Source organism: Methylobacterium sp. GC_Met_2 (genome assembly GCF_026540795.1).
Taxonomy (GTDB): domain Bacteria; phylum Pseudomonadota; class Alphaproteobacteria; order Rhizobiales; family Beijerinckiaceae; genus Methylobacterium.
Genome location: NZ_JALNUM010000065.1, coordinates 17,926 through 35,338, shown reverse-complemented (window position 1 = coordinate 35,338; position 17,413 = coordinate 17,926). Strand labels below are relative to the sequence as shown.

The following is a 17,413-nucleotide window of genomic DNA, read 5'->3' as shown; positions in this document are numbered from 1 at the left end:
TTTTCCGACCGAGATGTGTGAATCCGCAAGCTCGCAGAGGGGCGAGGGCGACGCGCGCCTTATCCGTGATCGTGAGGCCCGTCGGGCTCCGGCAGGGTCAGCCCGAAATGGCTGACCAGATCGGCCACCTGCCCGGGGCTGAGCTGCCGCGGATTGAGGTTGCGCAGGAGCAAATACAGCTTGGCGGTCTCCTCCAGCTCCTCGGTGGCGAAGACCGCGCCCTCCAGGCTGTCGCCGGCCACCACCGGGCCGTGATTGGCCAGCAGAACCGAACTGTACTTCCCCGCTAGGCCCCGGATCGCGTCCGCCACCGCCGGGTCGCCGGGACGGTAATAGGGCACCAGCGCCGTGCCGCCGGTGCGCATCAGGTAGTAGGGCGTCAGCGGCGGCAGCACCTGCCGCGGGTCGATCTCCGGCAGCATCGAGACCGCGACCGCGTGGGTCGAGTGCAGGTGGACGATGGCCTTCGCCTCGCTCCGGCTCTCGTAGAGCGCGCTGTGCAGCGGGATTTCTTTCGTCGGTTTGTCCCCTGAGATCAGGCGGCCGTCCTGATCCAACCGGGAGATCCGCGCCGGGTCGAGGAAGCCGAGCGAGGCGTTGGTCGGCGTCACCAGCCAGCCGCCGTCGGGCAGGCGCAGCGAGATGTTGCCCGACGAGCCCGGCGTCAGGCCGCGCTCGAACAGCGAGCGGCCGTAGCGGCAGATATCCTCACGCAGCCGGCTCTCGTCGCTCATGCGGTCGCTCCCTCGATCAGCTCGAACCCGAGATCGATTGTTTTCGGACCTGCGCTCGTCAGGCAGGCGGCGGCTTGCCGGCCGATCTCCAGGCGCGGCGTGCGCACCGTCGACAGGGGCTGGGGCATCGCGGCCGCGAAGTCGAGCCCGTTGAAGCCGAACAGCGCCAGCCGCCCCGGCACCGCCAGCCCCGCCGCCAGACAGGCGAAGTAGCCGCCGAGCGCCATGTCGTCGTTGGAGAAGTAGACCGCGTCGAGATCGGAAACGCGCGCCAGCAGCGCCTCCAGCCCCGCCCGGCCCGAGGCCGGCGAGGACGGCCCCGGCCGGATTTCCTTGTCGGAGAGCGCCAGACCCGCCTCCCCCAGGGCGTGCTCGAACCCGGCCAGGCGCTTGCCCGCGCGCAGGTCGACGCGCAGGTCGTGGCCGAGATAGGCGATCCGCCGGTAGCCCCGCGCGACGAGGTGCCGGGCGCTCGCCGCCCCCACGGCCCGGTTGGAGAAGCCGACGACGGCGTCGATCCCCGCCCCGTCCGTGTCGATCATCTCGACCACGCGCACGCCGCTCGCCTGTGCCAGGGCGACGGTCCCGGGATTGTGCTCCAGCCCGGTGAGCAGCAGCGCCGCCGGGCGCCAGGACAGGAGCGCGGCAACCAGCGCCTCCTCCCGGTCCGAATCGTAATCGCTCACCCCGATCACGCAAGGGATGCCCTCGGCGTCGAGCGCCGATGTCAGCCCGCGCAGCAGGTCGGGGAAGACCACGTTGGCCAGCGATGGGATCACGACGCCGACGAGCCGCGCGCTCGCCCCCTGCCCCGCGAGGCTGCCGGCGAGGCGGTTCGGCACGTAGCCGAGCCGCGCCACGGCCTCCGCCACCCGCTCGCCGGCGCGCTTGGAATAGGAGCCGTGATTGCGCAGGACCCGCGAGACCGTGCTCTCGCCGACGCCCGCCGCGCGGGCGACATCGGTGAGGGTCACGAGCCGCCCCGGCAGCTGGGTTTCGTCCATGGCCCCGCTTCTCCCGGCGCGGTTTTCTTATGCGATGACAGCGCCCATTGGCCGGACGGATCCGGTCGGGCGCCGGCCCCTCCCCCGAGCGGGCTTCGATGTTCACACAACTGCGCCGACACTCTCCCCTCCCCGCAAGGGGGAGGGAAAAGCGCTTTCTCCTGAGAGCTTTCAGCCTCGGAGCGAGACGTGTGAATTCGTAAGCCCCCAAGGGAGGGAGGGCGCGTCGCGACACCTGACATAGCGGCGTGCATTATTTCGCACAACCGGATTGGCAGCGCTGCCAAACTGCGATATCGCTCCGCGCAACGTCGTCGTCGAGCGGCGAAGACCACTATTCGTCCGGACGCGGGATCGTACGGATCAGGGAGAACGCCCATGTCGGTCCAAGCCGCCCCGCTGGGGGGTGCCACCGCACAAGCGGACGACAAGACCTTCGCCGACCGCACCTACGCGAAGGTGTTCTGGCGCCTCGTACCGTTCCTGATGCTCTGCTACGTGGTGGCGTATCTCGACCGGGTGAATGTCGGCTTCGCCAAGCTCCAGATGTCCCAGGAGCTCAAGTTCTCCGAGACGGTCTATGGGCTGGGCGCCGGGATCTTCTTCCTCGGCTATTTCCTGTTCGAGGTGCCCTCGAACGTGATCCTGCACCGGGTCGGCGCCCGGGTCTGGATCGCCCGGATCATGATCACCTGGGGGATCATCTCCGGCGCCTTCGTGTTCGTGAACTCCGCGTGGAGCTTCTACGGGATGCGCTTCCTGCTCGGGCTGGCCGAAGCCGGTTTCTATCCGGGGGTGATCCTCTACACGACCGCGTGGTTCCCCGCCCATCGCCGGGCCAAGGTGATCGCGGTGTTCATGGCGGCGATCCCGATCTCCGGGATCTTCGGCAACCCGCTCTCCGGCTGGATCATGGACGCGCTCAACGGCACCCATGGCCTGTCCGGCTGGCAGTGGATGTTCCTGATCGAGGCGGTGCCGGCGGTGCTGATCGGAATCGCCGTGTTCCTTTATCTCGACAACCGCCCGTCCGAGGCGAAGTGGCTGACCGACGCCGAGAAACAGCTTCTCGAGCGCGACATCGCGGCCGACAACCAGGGCAAGGAATCGAGCCCGCACTCGATCGCCACCGTGTTCCGCAACGGCCGCGTGTGGTTCATGAGCCTGATCTACTTCGCCTTCGTCACCGGCCAGTACGGGCTGACCTTCTGGATGCCGACCATCGTCAAGGCGTCGGGGGTGCAGGGCAACTTCAACATCGGCCTGATCAGCGCGATCCCGTTCCTGTGCGCGGCGGTTGTGATGGTCCTGCTGGGCCTCTCCGCCGACCGGATGCGCGAGCGGCGCTGGCACCTGATCATCCCGGCGCTGATCGGGGCGGTGGGCTTCGTGGTCTCGGCCAATGCCGGCTCGACCACGGTGGCGGTGGCGGCGCTCTCGGTTGCGGCGGCCGGGGTGCTGACCTGCTCGCCCCTGTTCTGGTCGTTGCCCACGGCGTTCCTGAGCGGCGCGGGCGCGGCGGCCGGGATCGCGCTGATCAACTCGGTGGGGAATCTGGCGGGTTTCGTCAGCCCCTACGTGATCGGGGCCCTGCGCGACGCCACCGGCAGCACCGCCACCGGCCTCTACGCGCTCGCCGCGATGCTGGTGGTCGGCTCGGTCTGCGTGTTCGTGACGCCGGCGCGGATGGTGAATCGCTGAAGCGCTGCCCCTTCCGCCGGCGCGACGCGCCCCCTCTCCCGTGCGGGAGGGGGTTGGGGTGAGGGATCAGGTCCCTCCGGAAAGTTCTCCTCCCTCACCCTGTCCCTCTCCCGCACGGGAGAGGGAACCCGCGCCTCACGCGGTAATGCAGAGGTGCTCTCCCCTTCATGCAGGAGCCGCCCCGATGACCAATCCAACCAACCGCGCCGCGGTGATCGGCCTCGGCTCGATGGGCTCCGGCATGGCCGGCTCGCTCCTGCGGGCGGGATTTTCCGTCGCCGCCTGCGACGTGAACCCCGAGGCGGTGTCCCGCCTCGCCGCTGCCGGCGGGCGGGGCGTTTCCACCCCCGCCGAGGCGGCGCGGGACGCCGACGTGGTGGTGAGCGTGGTGGTCAACGCCGCCCAGACCGAGGCGGTGCTGTTCGGCGAGAACGGGGCCGCCGCCGCGATGCCGGAGGGCGCGGTGTTCGTCTCCTCCGCCACCATGGACCCGGCCATCGCGCGCGCGCTCGCTGCCCGGCTGGAGGCCACCGGCCGCCACTATCTCGACGCCCCGATGAGCGGCGGCGCCGCCCGCGCGGCCGACGGCGGCCTGACCTTCCTGGCCTCGGGCTCGGCGGCGGCCTTCGCGAAGGCCCGGCCCGCCCTGGATGCCATGGCGGGCACGCTCTACGAACTCGGCGACGCCGCCGGCCAGGGCGCGGCCTTCAAGATGATCAACCAGCTGCTCGCCGGCGTCCACATCGCCGCTGCCTGCGAGGCGATGGCGTTCGCCGCCAAGCAGGGCCTCGATCTGCGCCGCGTCTACGAGGTGATCACGAAATCCGCCGGCAATTCGTGGATGTTCGAGAACCGGGTGCCCCATATCCTCGATGCGGATTACGCCCCGAAGAGCGCGGTCGATATCTTCGTGAAAGATCTCGGCATCGTGCAGGACATGGCCCGGGCAGAGAAATACCCGGTGCCGGTGGCGGCGGCGGCGTTGCAGATGTTCCTGATGGCGTCGGGCGCCGGCATGGGCCGGGACGACGACGCCTCCGTGGCGCGGCTCTACGCGCAGGTCTCGGGGGCGAAGCTGCCGGGAAAGGCTTGAGGTAGCCTGCCCACCCTCCACCTCATCCTGAGGTGACCGCGAAGCGGGCCTCGAAGGAGGGCTCCAGGGATCGCGCGGCCGGCTGGAGGGCTCCTTCGAGGCCTCCGCTGCGCTGCGGCACCTCAGGATGAGGTGGGTTGACTGGATGACGGTCCGCTGAGCCGGCCTGACAGATATCGAGAACCGCGCAGGGAGTCCGAAAAGAATGCCGCGCTTTGCCGCCAACCTGAGCCTGATGTTCAACGAGGTGCCGTTCCTCGACCGGTTCGACGCCGCGGCCCGAGCCGGGTTCGACGCCGTCGAGTTCCTGTTCCCCTACGAACACCCGCCCGAAGCCATCGGCGAGCGGCTCCGGGCCAACGGCCTGACCCAGGCGCTGTTCAACCTGCCGCCGGGCGATTTCGCCAAGGGCGAGCGCGGCTTGGCGGCGTTTCCTGAGCGGTTCGATGAGCTGAAGGCGGGCGTCGACACCGCGCTCCGGTACGCCGAGGCGACCGGCGTCGGCCGCCTCCACCTGATGGCGGGCCTCGCCCCGCACGACGACCCCCGCGCCGTCAAATCCTATCGGCGGGCGGTCACCTGGACGGCGGAGCGGCTGGCGCCGGCCGGCCTCGACCTCGTTCTGGAGCCGATCAACGGCCGGAACATGCCGGGCTACTTCCTCAACGATTTCGGCCGGGCCGCCGACCTGATCCGCGACTTGGCATTGCCCAACCTGAAGCTTCAGTTCGACCTCTACCATTGCCAGATCCTGCACGGCGACGTGACCATGCGTCTGCGCGCCCTGTTGCCGATCATCGGCCACGTCCAGACCGCGAGCGTCCCCGAGCGGCACGAGCCCGGCACTGGCGAGATGGCCGACTTCTTCCTGTTCGACGAGTTGGACCGGCTCGGCTACGCCGGCTTCGTCGGCTGCGAGTACATCCCGGCCGCCGACACCGTCGCGGGTCTCGGCTGGCTCAGCGCCTACAGAGGGAATGCCCGATGAGCCTCGCCCTGGGATGCGTCGCCGACGATTACACCGGCGCCTCGGACCTCGCCAACACCCTGACCAAGGCGGGCCTGCGCACGATCCAGACCATCGGCGTGCCCGAGGAGGGTCGGGCCCTGCCGGAGGCCGACGCGGTGGTGGTGGCGCTGAAAAGCCGTTCGATCCCGGCCGATCAGGCCGTCGCCCGTTCGCGTGAGGCGGAAGCCTGGTTGCGGGCAAGGGGCGCCGCCCACGTCATGTTCAAGATCTGCTCGACCTTCGACTCCACCGATGCGGGCAACATCGGGCCCGTGATGGACGCCCTGCGGGGTGATGCCGGCGAGGCCATCGCGCTGGTCACCCCTGCCTTCCCGGAGACGGGCCGGAGCGTCTACCAGGGCAACCTGTTCGTCGGTTCGGTGCCGCTGAACGAGAGCCCGCTCAAGGACCACCCGCTCAACCCGATGCGCGACGCCAACCTCGTGCGCGTGCTCGGGCGCCAGAGCGGCAGTCCGGTCGGTCTGATCGACACCGCGACCGTCGCCCGGGGCGTGGGGGCCGTGGCGTCGCGTCTTGATGCACTCGCCGCCGAGGGCAAGGGCGCGGCCATCGCGGACGCGATCTTCGACAGCGACCTCGAAACCCTCGGCCGGGCGATCGTCACCAAAAGGTTCTCGGTGGGCGCCTCCGGGCTCGGCCTCGGCCTCGCCCGTGCGTTGGCCGCCGACGGGCGCGGCACGACGGACGCCGCCGGGGCGGCCATCGGCGAGCCGGTCGGCGGCACCTCCGCGTGCCTCGCGGGCAGCTGCTCCCAGGCTACCCTCCAGCAGGTCGCCGCCGCGGAGGCGATCATGCCGGTGCTGCGCCTCGATCCGGCGCGGCTCTTGGCCGGCGCCGACGTGGTGGCCGAAGCCCTGGCCTTCGCGGAGGAACGTCTCGCGTCCGGACCGGTGCTGATCGCCACCTCGGCGCCTGCCGACGCGGTGCGCGCGCTTCAGGCCCAGCACGGCGTCGATGCGGCGGGCCACGCCATCGAGGCCGCCCTGGCCACCATCGCCGAAGGCCTCGTCGCCCGCGGGGTACGCCGGCTCGTGGTGGCCGGCGGCGAGACCTCGGGAGCGGTGGTCGACCGGCTGGGCCTCACCGCCTTCCTGCTCGGTCCCGAGATCGCGGCGGGCGTGCCCGTCCTGCGCACCGCTGGCCGGCCGGAGCCGATGCTGCTCGCGCTGAAATCGGGCAATTTCGGCGGTGCGGATTTCTTCGGCCGCGCCCTGGACATGATGCGATGAAGGGGTTCCCAAAGGGACCAAGTCCCTGTGGTGGGGTTTCGGGGTGAAACCCCCGGCATACGGATCCTGGTTCCCCGAAAGGGGATCCAGGATCCGTACAGCAGGGCTCTGCCCTGCACCCGCCAAAGGACCCGTCCTTTGGAAACCCATGACGTTTTTCGGGAGGTTTTCATGCACGCCCTGATCCTTGGCGCCGCCGGCATGATCGGCCGCCGCCTCGTCGATGCCCTGGTGACGGCGGGTGATGTCGGCGGCCAGCCGCTCACCGCGCTGACCCTGCTGGATGTCGTGCCACCCTCCGCACCCGAGGGCTTTTCAGGCCCGGTCCGGGCCGAGGCCGCCGACCTCACGGCGACCGGTGCTGCCGAGGCCGCCATCGCCGAGCGGCCGGGGGTGATCTTCCACCTCGCCGCCGTGGTCTCGGGCGAGGCCGAGGCGAATCTCGAACTCGGCTACCGGGTCAACCTCGACGGCACCCGCCTGCTTCTCGACGCGATCCGCGCGGCCAACGCGGCGGATGGCTACCGGCCGAAGCTGGTCTTCACCTCCTCGCTCGCGGTGTTCGGGCCGCCCTTCCCCCAGGTCATTCCCGACGACCATATCCTGCGCCCCGCCTCCTCGTACGGGGTGCAGAAGGCGATGGGCGAATTGATGCTCGCCGACTACGCGCGGCGCGGCTTCCTCGACGGGATCGGTCTGCGGCTGCCGACCATCTGCGTGCGGCCGGGCAAGCCCAACAGAGCGGCCTCGGGCTTCTTCTCCGGGATCATCCGCGAACCGCTGGCCGGTCAGGAGGCGATCCTGCCGGTGCCCGATACGGTCCGGCACTGGTTCGCCAGCCCCGCCGCGGCGGTGGGCTTCCTCATCCATGCGGCCGGGCTCGACCTCGCGGCGATCGGACCGCGGATCAGCCTGACCATGCCGGGCGTCTCGGCAACGGTGGCGGACGAGATCGAGGCCCTGCGCCGCGCGGCGGGCGACAAGGCCGTGGCGCTGATCCGGCGCGAACCCGACGCCACCATCGCGCGGATCGTCGGCTCCTGGCCTGAGGCGTTCGAGCCGGAGGCGGCGCTGGCTTTGGGCTTCCGGGCGGATGCGTCCTTCGACGCGATCGTGGCCCAGCACGTGGCCGAGTTCCACGGCGGCTGAGCCTCAGGGGCGGTTTTCGGCCGCCCGCTCAGTCGTCGGCGCCGGCGTAGAAGCCCTCCACGCCGATGCCCTCTTCCTGCATCATCCGGGCGCGGGCACGCAGCTTCTCGGTCTCGCTCTTGAGCTGGCCGCAGGCCGCCAGGATATCCCGGCCGCGGGGCGTACGCACCGGCGAGGCGTAGCCGGCGTTGAACACGATCTCGGAGAAGCGCTCGATCCGGTCCCAGTCGGAGCATGCGTAGCGGCTGCCCGGCCAGGGGTTGAACGGGATCAGGTTGATCTTGGCCGGGATCCCCTTGAGCAGGCGGACCAGTTCCCGCGCATCCGCGTCCGAATCGTTGACGCCCTTCAGCATCACGTACTCGAAGGTGATCCGGCGGGCGTTGCTCAGGCCGGGATAGGCGCGGCAGGCGGCGAGCAATTCGGCGATCGGGTACTTGCGGTTGAGCGGCACCAGCTCGTTGCGCAGGTCGTCGCGCACGGCGTGCAGCGAGATCGCCAGCATGGCGTTGGCCTGCTCGCCGAGCCGGTGGATCTGCGGCACGACCCCGGAGGTCGAGACCGTGATCCGCCGCCGGGACAGGGCGAGCCCCTCCTGATCAGACATCACCCCCACCGCGTCGACCACGGCGTCGAGGTTGTAGAGGGGCTCGCCCATGCCCATGAACACGATGTTGGTCACGAGCCGGCCGACCTCGCCGGAGCCGCCCGCGTCGCGGCTCGGCATCTGGCCGGGCCAGTCGCCGAGTTCGTCCCGGGCGACCACCAGTTGCTGCACGATCTCGGCGGCCGAGAGGTTGCGCACGAGGCGCTGCGTGCCGGTGTGGCAGAACGAGCAGGTCAGGGTACAGCCGACCTGGCTCGACACACAGAGCGTGCCCCGGTCCGGCCCGGGAATGTAGACGCACTCGATCTCGGCGCCGCGATTGTGCTCCTGCGGGTTGGTCGGCGCCATGCGCAGGAGCCACTTGCGGGTGCCGTCCCGGGAGACTTGGCGGCTCGCCACCTCGGGCCGCTCAAGCGTGAAGTGCGCGGCGAGCTGCGCCTTCAGCGCCTTGCCGACATTGGTCATCTCGGCGAAGTCGGTCGCCCCGCGGAAGTTGACCCAGTGCCAGATCTGGCCGGCGCGCATCCGGCTCTCGCGCTCGGGCACGCCCATGCCGACGAGTTGCGCCTTGAGGGCGTCGCGGGTCAGGCCGACCAGCGATGGCGGCCGGCCGGGCAGCAGCGCGGGCTGGAAATCGGGCGCCTTCTCGATCGCGGCATCGGCCGCGCGGGCGCTGTCGAGCGACGGGCTCGCCATGGCGTTCAAACAATCCATCCCCTTGGAAAGGTTTTGATATAGGCGATCGCGGCGGCGAATGCGAATGCACGCCGGCGATGGGGCGGTTGCCCTGCGCGGTGCATCGACCACCCTGCCCGTGGTCCAAGCGCCGCGCACGAAAAAGGGCGCCCGCAGGCGCCCTCATCCATCGTGAAAGGTCTCAAGAAAATCAGGCGGCGGCGGTCTTCACCGGGATGCCCTTCTCGGCCAGGAAGGTCTGCAGCTCGCCGGACTGGAACATCTCGCGGGTGATGTCGCAGCCGCCGACGAACTCGCCCTTCACGTAGATCTGCGGGATGGTCGGCCAGTTCGAGAAGGCCTTGATGCCCTCGCGGATGCCTTGGTCGGCCAGGACGTTCACGCCCTTGAACGGCACTTCGAGGTAATTGAGGATCTGCACCACCTGCCCGGAGAAACCGCATTGCGGCATCTGCGGCGTGCCCTTCATGAACACCACCACGTCCTGGGAGGTGATCTCGTTCTGGATGGTCGTGTTGGCGTCGGTCATCGGGTACCTCGGGTTTATTCGGTTGGCTTCATATCGCCGGTCCCGGCCAGCTTCTCAAGGAGGCCGGCGACGGGCAGCCTGCCCGCGGTCAGATCCTCGTAGCTGAACGGACAATCCTGCGGCAGGTCGCGCGGCACGCGGATCGCGTAGTCGGCCAGACTCGTTGCGGCATCGGAAACGCCGCGCCGCCAAGCCGCGTTCAGGTCGATCACCCGACGCATGGACGGCTTCGCCTCGCGGGTGATCCGGAGCAGAAACGCGTCGATCTCGATCCGCCAACGATCGCGGCTGGGCGCGTTCGGATCGGACAGAAGCTTCACGAGGTGCTCGAAAACCAGCTCCATCTTGCGGACCACGCCGCTGACTTGCGAGCGGCCCACGTAGAGGAGCTCCTCGATGATGCACTGCCAGTCGATCTGTCGGGACAGGGGGTCGGATCGCTCCGCGAGCCGCGCGAGCAGGGCGACCTGTTGATGGCACCACGCGACGGTGTCGCTGTCGATCAGTTCAGGCCGTTCGCGACGCAGTTCGGCGGTCTCGTGGATATCACGCGCGCGCTGCGTCGCGGCAGCGGCATCAGCGCGCCCGGCGAGCAACCGATCCAGCCAAGCCTCGACACCGCCTTCTGCATCCCACGCATAATTCCCGAGGGCGGCCGGGACCGCGTTGCGATCGATCGAATCGTCCGACCCGGCTATCTTCGGCATGGCCTCGAACAGGCGCTCATGGAGGCCGATCGAGAAGTCTTCGGACGCGACGAGATGGCGAACACTCTCGAAGAGGGACGGGTCGTCCAGCAAGGCGCCGAGCAGTTCGCGTTCCCAGGCGAAGGTCTCCCCCCAGGTCGGCGGCCGTACGCGTTCGATGAAGACGGACGGTTTGAGACTCATCGCAAAGCTCGAGGGTCGTCGCCTCAATCCTGCGGCACGCCCGTGGTCAGCGCAAGGGCGTGGAGCACCCCGCCCATCCGGCCCTGGAGGGCGCCGTAGACCATCTGGTGCTGGGCCACCCGGGTCTTGCCCTTGAAGGCCGCCGACAGGACCGTGGCGGCGTAATGGTCGCCGTCGCCCGCGAGGTCACGGATCTCCACCTGCGCGTCCGGCAGGGCCTCGCGGATCATGCGCTCGATCTCGCCCGCATCCATCGGCATCGGGTCACTCCTGGGAGAAGGGGTCAGGCGGCGGGCGCGGCGGGCTGGCTCGCCATGTAGGCGGGCAGCCAGCCCTCGTGCGCGGCGGTCAGGTCGGTGAGCGATATGGTCTCGCCGCCCGGCAGGGTCAAACGGTCGGCGCCGGTGACGCCCACCGAGGCCGCCGCGACCCCTTGCGCCGCGGCAGCCGAAAGGATCTCGGTGGCCGCCTCCGGCCGCACGGCCAGCAGGTAGCGGGCCTGATCCTCGCCGAACAGGTAGGCGTGGGGCGCCAGATCCACCGGAACGTCGGGCAGCGCCGCGCCGATACCGCCCGCCATCGCCATCTCGGCCAAAGCCACCGCGAGGCCGCCATCCGCGAGGTCGTGGACCGTGTCGACGGTGCCGGCTTGGATCAACCCGCGGACGAAGTCGCCGTTGCGGCGCTCCAGGGCAAGGTCGACGGGCGGCGGCGCGCCATCCTCGCGGCCTTCGATCACCGACAGGTAGGACGATTGGCCGAGCCAGCCCTCGCTCACCCCGATCAGCACCAGCACGTCGCCCTCGCGCTTGAGGGCGATGGTCGCGTGGCGCGCCATGTCGTCGAGCACGCCGACGCCGCCGATGGTCGGGGTCGGCAGGATGCCGACGCCGTTGGTCTCGTTGTAGAGCGAGACGTTGCCGGACACGACCGGGAAGTCCAGCGCCCGGCAGGCCTCGCCGATGCCCTGGAGGCACCCGACGAGCTGGCCCATCACCTCGGGTTTTTCCGGGTTGCCGAAGTTCAGGTTGTCGGTGATGGCGAGCGGCTTGGCCCCCACCGCCGTGATGTTGCGCCACGCCTCGGCCACGGCCTGACGGCCGCCCTCGACCGGGTCGGCCTCGCAGTAGCGCGGGGTGACGTCGCAGGTCAGCGCGAGGCCCTTCGGCCCGTCCTCGACCCGGACGATGGCGGCGTCGCCGCCGGGCTTCTGCACCGTGTTGCCCAGAATGAAGTGGTCGTACTGCTCGAACACCCAACGCTTCGAGGCGAGGTCGGGGGAGCCGACCAGGCGCTTCAGTGCGTCGGTGAGCGAGGCCGGGGCCGGCACCTCGGAGGCCGCGATCACCGGCTGGTGGGTGTTGGCCAGATGCGGCCGGTCATAGAGCGGCGCCTCGTCGCCCAGCTCCTTGATCGGCAGGTCGGCGACGGTCTCGCCGTGCCACTTGACGACGAAGCGTAGCGTGTCGGTGGTCCGCCCGATCACCGCGAAGTCGAGGCCCCACTTCACGAAGATGGCCTCGGCCTCCGCCTCCATGCCGGGCTTGAGCACCATGAGCATCCGCTCCTGGCTCTCGGACAGCATCATCTCGTAGGGGGTCATGCCGGCTTCGCGAGCCGGAACCTTCTCGATGTCCAGTTCGACGCCGAGGTCGCCCTTGGCGCCCATCTCCACCGCCGAGCAGGTCAGCCCGGCCGCGCCCATGTCCTGGATGGCGATCACGGCGCCGGAGGCCATCAGTTCCAGGCAGGCCTCCAGCAGCAGCTTCTCGGCGAAGGGATCGCCGACCTGCACGGTCGGGCGCTTCGACTCGGTGGCCTCGTCGAACTCGGCCGACGCCATGGTGGCGCCGTGGATGCCGTCGCGGCCGGTCTTGGAGCCGAGATAGACGATCGGATTCCCGACCCCGGTGGCGGCGGCGTAGAAGATCGCATCGGTGCGGGCGAGGCCCACCGCCATGGCGTTGACCAGGATGTTGCCGTCGTAGCGCTTGTGGAAGCCGGTCAGCCCGCCGACGGTCGGCACGCCGAAGGAATTGCCGTAGCCGCCGACCCCCGCCACGACCCCTGAGACCAGGGCGCGGGTCCGCGGATGGTCGGGCGAGCCGAACCGCAGGGCGTTGAGCGCCGCGATCGGCCGCGCGCCCATGGTGAAGACGTCGCGCAGGATGCCGCCCACGCCGGTCGCCGCGCCCTGGTAGGGCTCGATGTAGCTCGGGTGGTTGTGGCTCTCCATCTTGAACACGCAGGCGTGGCCGTCGCCGATATCGATGACGCCCGCGTTCTCGCCCGGCCCCTGGATCACCCACGGCGCCGAGGTCGGCAGCCCGCGCAGGTGCTTGCGGGAGGATTTGTAGGAACAATGCTCGTTCCACATCGCCGACACGATGCCGAGTTCGGTCAGCGTCGGATCGCGCCCGATCAGGCAGCGGAAGCGCGTGTACTCGTCCGGCGTCAGGCCGTGCTGGGCCACGAGTTCGGGGGTGATCGGAACGTCGTTGCGGAACATGCGAAGGGTCTCGGCAGAGAGCGGCCCGTTCCGGGAGACACGGGCCGCGGCGAGCCCGGACCGGGCGGGCATCATCTAGGCTGCCCCGGCTCTAGAGCGGAAGCGCCCGCCCTGGCAACATCCGTGGGTATTCCGGCGCGGGGGCGTGGCCTTGCGGGTTCATGGATCTCTTGGAATCACAGGAACGTCCGCATCCGCAAATTCTCGCTTCCTCCTTTGCCGCGGAAGGGTCTGCGCGTGTCGGTTTCGGATCAGAATTCGGTCGAAGCCGACTGCTCTCAGGGATCAGACCTGTGAACAAGCTCGCGCTCAAGCCGGTCGACGACCGGCGTCGCCATCCGGCTCATTCTCTCGGCATCGTGCGATCAGAGCATGCACCGGCTCCGGCCCGGTCATCAGGTCGAGATAATCGAAGCCGTCCACGCTCTGGCTCGCCATGAGCAACTGGAAATGCATCTGGAACAGGTTCCACTGGCGCCGGCGGACATCGCTGCCCGTGATCAGGTCGTTGATCATCACCCCGAGCACGGCCGGGCGCTCCGGGTCCGGCGGGGTGAGCGCGCAGGCGGCCAGGGGGTTCTGGGCGTGGATCGACAGCCAGTCCCAGGGGGCACGCACATCGATCCAGCCGATCTGCCGTGCCCGCCCGAAGCGCAGGAGCGCGTCGCGGAAGCCCAGTGCGGCCGGGTCGAGGCCGAGCCACGGGATGACGCTGCCGATGCTCACGAAGGTGACCGGCGTGCCGCGGGTGCCGAAGCCGGGATCGTGGGCGAGCACCCGGTCCAGCACCTCGATCCCGAGGAAGCTCGACGAGGAATGGCCCACCACCACCACCTCGTCGGCCTCGCCCTCGGCGGCGCGGATGCGGGCCGCGAAGGCGTCGAGGCGGGGCGCCATTTCGGGCGCCGCGCCGGCCGCGTAGGCGTGGGTGAAGGCGGTGTCGTCCACGAGGTGGGAGACGTAGAGGGGCTTGCCGCGGGTCACCCGCATCAGTCCGGCCAGGATCGCGTAGGCCAGGGGCGGAATCGCCAGCAGGGACCAGGGGCGCAGCGCGTCCGGCGCCAGGGCGACGAGCCCCCCCGCCAGGGCGAGGCTGAGGCCGACCAGAGCCAGATAGATGAGATGCACGCCGAAGATCACCGTGGAGAAGCGCCAGCCCTCCCGGCGCAGATCGGTCGCGTAGCCCGAGCGCCACAGCCGCCAGAGCAGTGCCGGGACGCCCCGGAGGCGGGCCCAGCCGGATTGCGGGAAGCGCGCGCGGACGATGTCCTCCCAGCGCAGCAGGACAGTGCGGGTGTCGACACCGCGCGACTGCACGCTCCAGGCAAGAGCGAGCCCGTCGGCCGAGCGGACCGGATCGCCCACTGCGATCGCGGCACCGCGCCGGGACGCGGTGAGGCGGGCCTCGCGGCGGAAGAGGCCCCAGTAGACCTCGGGCTCCCGCGGGTCGAAGCCCGGCAGGTAGAACACGGTCCGGGAGGTCAGAATCGGAGAACGCGGCGGTCCTGATCGGGCTGCGGCTTCATCCGGGGCAGTCCGGGGCGGCGTATCGGTCACGGGTGCGGAAACGGAAATGACGGGTCCGATCGATTCGGTTGGGGGCGCCCTGCCTACACCAATCGCCCCAGCGCGTTGAGACGGCGGGCCTCATCTCATGCCGCTGGGGGATGGGACAGGAAGTCGGCGATCGCCGCCACGAACCGCTCGCCATAGGCCTCGCGCTTGCGCTCGCCGACCCCGTGTACGGTGCGCAGGGCCCAGAGATCGACGGGTTTCTGGCGGGCCATCTCGATCAGCGTGCGGTCGGGAAAGACCATGAAGGCCGCGATCCCCTCGGCCCGGGCCAGCGTTGCGCGCAGGCCGCGCAGGTGCTGGAACAGCGCCTCGTCGGTCTCCGACAGCGCGATCTCCCCGTCCTCGCGGGGCGCAGCGCGGCGGCGCTCGCGGGAGTCCGCCTTCGGTTCCGGGTCGGGGCGGAGCTGGACGGGCTCCCGTCCGTACAGGATCGCCTCGCCCTTCGCGGTCATCGACAGGCCGCCATAGCCGTCGGTATTCTCGGCGATGGCCCCGGCCGCGAAGAGCTGGCGCAGGATCGCCCGCCATGCCGCCACCGGCTTGTCGGCGCCGACCCCGAAGGTCTTCAGGCCCGCATGGCCGTTGCGGCGGATCGGCTCGCTCTCCTTGCCGTGGACCACGTCGCAGATATAGGCCGCGCCGAAGCGCTGCCCGGTGCGCACGATCGCCGAGAGGATCTTCTGGGCCGAGACCGTGCCGTCCACCAAGGTGACGCCGCCCCGGCACAGGTCGCAGCGGCCGCAGGGCTCGCTCGCCTCGCCGAAATAGCCGAGCAGCGATTGCCGCCGGCAGGTGGCGCCCTCGCACAGGGTGATCATCGCCTCGAGCTTGCGCCGCTCGACCCGGCGGCGCTCGTCGGAGATCTCCTTCTCGTCGATCTGGCGGCGGCGGAGCGCCATATCGTCGAGACCGTAGAGGGTGAGCGTATCGGCCGGCAGTCCGTCGCGCCCTGCGCGGCCGATCTCCTGATAGTAGCCCTCGACGTTGTTGGGCATGTCGGCGTGGCAGACGAAGCGCACGTCCGGCTTGTTGATGCCCATGCCGAAGGCGATCGTGGCGGTCATCACCACCCCGTCCTCCTGCAGGAACCGGTCCTGGTTGCGCATGCGCGTGCCCTGGTCGAGGCCGGCATGATAGGGCAGCGCGTCGAACCCGTCCTTCTTGAGGGTCTCGGCGAGCTGTTCGACGCGCTTGCGCGACGAGCAATAGATGATCCCGCTCTCAGACCGCCGGTGCTTCAGGAAGCGCTCGATCTGCCGGGCCGGGTTGTCCTTCGGCTGGAAGGTCAGCCGGATGTTCGGCCGGTCGAAGGAGTGGACGAAGATCTTTGGCGGCCGCCCCTGCGGGAACAGCCGCTCGGCGATCTCGGCGCGGGTCGCAGCATCGGCGGTGGCGGTCAGCGCCAGGGTCTGGATGTTGCCGAGCGCCGTGCGGGCGCGGGCGATCTCGCGGTATTCCGGCCGGAAATCGTGGCCCCATTGCGAGACGCAATGCGCCTCGTCGACGGCCAGCCGCCTTACGCCGGCCCCGCGCAGGGCCTCGATGCAGCCCTCCATCAGCAGGCGCTCGGGCGAGACGAACAGCAGCCGGAGTTCCCCCGAGCGCAGCATCCGCCAGGTCTCGCGCGAGTCGGATTCCGTCACGCTCGAGTTGAGGGTCGCGGCCTCGACACCGACGCTCTTCATCTGCTGCACCTGATCGTGCATCAGCGCGATCAGCGGCGAGACCACCACGGTCAGCCCCGGATCGACCAGAGCCGGGAGCTGGTAGGTCATCGACTTGCCCGAACCCGTCGGCATCACGGCGAACACGTCGGCGCCGTCGAGCACCGCGCCGATCACCTCGTCCTGGCCGGGCCGGAAATCCTCGTAGCCGAAGGTTTTTTTAAGCGCGGCGCGGGCCTCGTCGAGGCGGGTCATCGGGATCCTTGGTCGGGGTACGGGCCGCTTGCGGCGTCTGCGTGTAGACACTAACCTTTCTGTGTCTACACGGAGGTCACCATGCCGCTCAACATCCGCAGCGAAGAGGTGAATCGACTCGCCGAGACGCTGGCATTGAAGGCCGGCGTGAGCAAGACCGAGGCGGTGCGAATCGCGCTCGTGAACGAGTTGGGTCGCCGCGAGGAGTCGCTGGCTGATTTCCTCGCGAAGATCAAACCGCTCCAAGATAAGCTGGCAGCCTACCCGGCGACGGGGCTCAAGGCCGACAAGGCGTTCTACGACAGCCTCTACGAAGACTGATGTTTATCGATGCCTCGGCGATCGTCGCGATCCTGTGCCGAGAGGAGGGGTACAAACAGGTGGCGGATCGTCTTCGCCAAGCCCCACAGCGTTTGACGAGCGCCCTTGCCCTGTTCGAGGCCATCCTGGCGGTGGCCTGCATTCAGTCGGTGTCACCCGAAACTGCCGAGGGCATCGTGAACGGCTTCCGCGAGAAGGTCGATATCGCGCTGGTTTCCCTTGGCATCGCAGAAATCCGCATCGCCGTTGCTGCGCACGCCCGCTACGGCAAGGGCCGCCACCCGGCCCGCCTGAACCTCGGCGACTGCTTCGCCTATGCCTGTGCGCAGATGCACGGCGTCCCCCTGCTCTTCGTCGGCAACGATTTTCCGCAGACCGATATCCGCCCGGCCCTCCCCCGGCCGGTCGGCTGAGCAGGATACCCCGA

The 17,413-nt window shown here is 69.6% G+C and carries 16 protein-coding genes; 7 read left to right on the top strand and 9 right to left on the bottom strand.

Annotated features, from left to right (window positions below; translation table 11 throughout):
- Nucleotides 1-59: 59 nt before the first annotated feature.
- Together OXS49_RS20575 and OXS49_RS20570 are read right to left on the bottom strand one after the other, a co-directional pair.
- On the bottom strand, nt 60-734 hold the full coding sequence (locus OXS49_RS20575; RefSeq protein WP_243997997.1) for an aldolase: 675 nt from the start codon (nt 732-734) through the stop codon (nt 60-62).
- Nucleotides 731-1,738 (bottom strand): LacI family DNA-binding transcriptional regulator, encoded by a 1,008-nt coding sequence (locus OXS49_RS20570; protein WP_267426452.1) that lies wholly within the window; start codon nt 1,736-1,738, stop codon nt 731-733. The genes OXS49_RS20575 and OXS49_RS20570 overlap by 4 nt, the downstream gene beginning before the upstream one ends.
- A 378-nt stretch (nt 1,739-2,116) precedes the next feature.
- On the opposite strand from OXS49_RS20570, the gene OXS49_RS20565 reads away from it, so the two are divergent.
- The 5 genes from OXS49_RS20565 (at nt 2,117) to denD (ending at nt 7,940) form a co-directional block, all read left to right on the top strand.
- Nucleotides 2,117-3,439, top strand: coding sequence for an MFS transporter (locus tag OXS49_RS20565; protein WP_267426451.1), 1,323 nt, complete (start codon nt 2,117-2,119; stop codon nt 3,437-3,439).
- Between the two features lie 184 nt (nt 3,440-3,623).
- Nucleotides 3,624-4,532: an L-threonate dehydrogenase gene (gene ltnD, locus OXS49_RS20560; RefSeq protein WP_267426450.1), complete on the top strand. Its 909-nt coding sequence runs from the start codon at nt 3,624-3,626 to the stop codon at nt 4,530-4,532.
- Between the two features lie 205 nt (nt 4,533-4,737).
- Complete coding sequence (otnI, locus tag OXS49_RS20555) at nt 4,738-5,520, top strand: 2-oxo-tetronate isomerase (RefSeq protein WP_243997990.1); 783 nt, start codon at nt 4,738-4,740, stop codon at nt 5,518-5,520.
- A complete protein-coding gene (otnK, locus tag OXS49_RS20550; RefSeq protein WP_267426449.1) occupies nt 5,517-6,791 on the top strand; it encodes a 3-oxo-tetronate kinase in 1,275 nt (424 codons plus the stop codon). Before otnI ends, otnK begins: the two co-directional genes overlap by 4 nt.
- Nucleotides 6,792-6,962: 171 nt before the next feature.
- Nucleotides 6,963-7,940, top strand: coding sequence for a D-erythronate dehydrogenase (gene denD, locus OXS49_RS20545; protein ID WP_267426448.1), 978 nt, complete (start codon nt 6,963-6,965; stop codon nt 7,938-7,940).
- A 28-nt stretch (nt 7,941-7,968) separates the two neighbouring features.
- Here denD and rlmN read toward each other — a convergent pair whose 3' ends face one another.
- The 7 genes from rlmN to recQ all read right to left on the bottom strand — a co-directional run bounded on the left by rlmN (nt 7,969) and on the right by recQ (nt 16,665).
- Nucleotides 7,969-9,243 (bottom strand): 23S rRNA (adenine(2503)-C(2))-methyltransferase RlmN, encoded by a 1,275-nt coding sequence (rlmN, locus tag OXS49_RS20540; RefSeq protein ID WP_267426447.1) that lies wholly within the window; start codon nt 9,241-9,243, stop codon nt 7,969-7,971.
- Nucleotides 9,244-9,433: 190 nt separating this feature from the next.
- Nucleotides 9,434-9,772: a Grx4 family monothiol glutaredoxin gene (gene grxD / locus OXS49_RS20535; RefSeq protein WP_243997980.1), complete on the bottom strand. Its 339-nt coding sequence runs from the start codon at nt 9,770-9,772 to the stop codon at nt 9,434-9,436.
- Nucleotides 9,773-9,786: 14 nt separating this feature from the next.
- Nucleotides 9,787-10,662 (bottom strand): DUF29 family protein, encoded by an 876-nt coding sequence (locus OXS49_RS20530; protein ID WP_267426446.1) that lies wholly within the window; start codon nt 10,660-10,662, stop codon nt 9,787-9,789.
- Between the two features lie 23 nt (nt 10,663-10,685).
- Nucleotides 10,686-10,922, bottom strand: coding sequence for a BolA family transcriptional regulator (locus OXS49_RS20525; RefSeq protein ID WP_007568343.1), 237 nt, complete (start codon nt 10,920-10,922; stop codon nt 10,686-10,688).
- Nucleotides 10,923-10,945: 23 nt separating this feature from the next.
- Nucleotides 10,946-13,171 (bottom strand): phosphoribosylformylglycinamidine synthase subunit PurL, encoded by a 2,226-nt coding sequence (gene purL / locus OXS49_RS20520; protein WP_267426445.1) that lies wholly within the window; start codon nt 13,169-13,171, stop codon nt 10,946-10,948.
- A 309-nt stretch (nt 13,172-13,480) separates the two neighbouring features.
- Nucleotides 13,481-14,641, bottom strand: a complete 1,161-nt coding sequence (locus tag OXS49_RS20515) for a hydrolase (protein ID WP_267426444.1) — start codon at nt 14,639-14,641, stop codon at nt 13,481-13,483.
- Nucleotides 14,642-14,823: 182 nt separating this feature from the next.
- Entirely contained in the window at nt 14,824-16,665 is a 1,842-nt protein-coding gene (gene recQ / locus OXS49_RS20510; RefSeq protein WP_267426443.1) for a DNA helicase RecQ, read from the bottom strand.
- Nucleotides 16,666-16,746: 81 nt separating this feature from the next.
- On the opposite strand from recQ, the gene OXS49_RS20505 reads away from it, so the two are divergent.
- Nucleotides 16,747-16,986: a type II toxin-antitoxin system VapB family antitoxin gene (locus tag OXS49_RS20505; protein ID WP_267426442.1), complete on the top strand. Its 240-nt coding sequence runs from the start codon at nt 16,747-16,749 to the stop codon at nt 16,984-16,986.
- Entirely contained in the window at nt 16,986-17,399 is a 414-nt protein-coding gene (locus OXS49_RS20500; RefSeq protein ID WP_267426440.1) for a type II toxin-antitoxin system VapC family toxin, read from the top strand. Before OXS49_RS20505 ends, OXS49_RS20500 begins: the two co-directional genes overlap by 1 nt.
- Nucleotides 17,400-17,413: the final 14 nt, after the last annotated feature.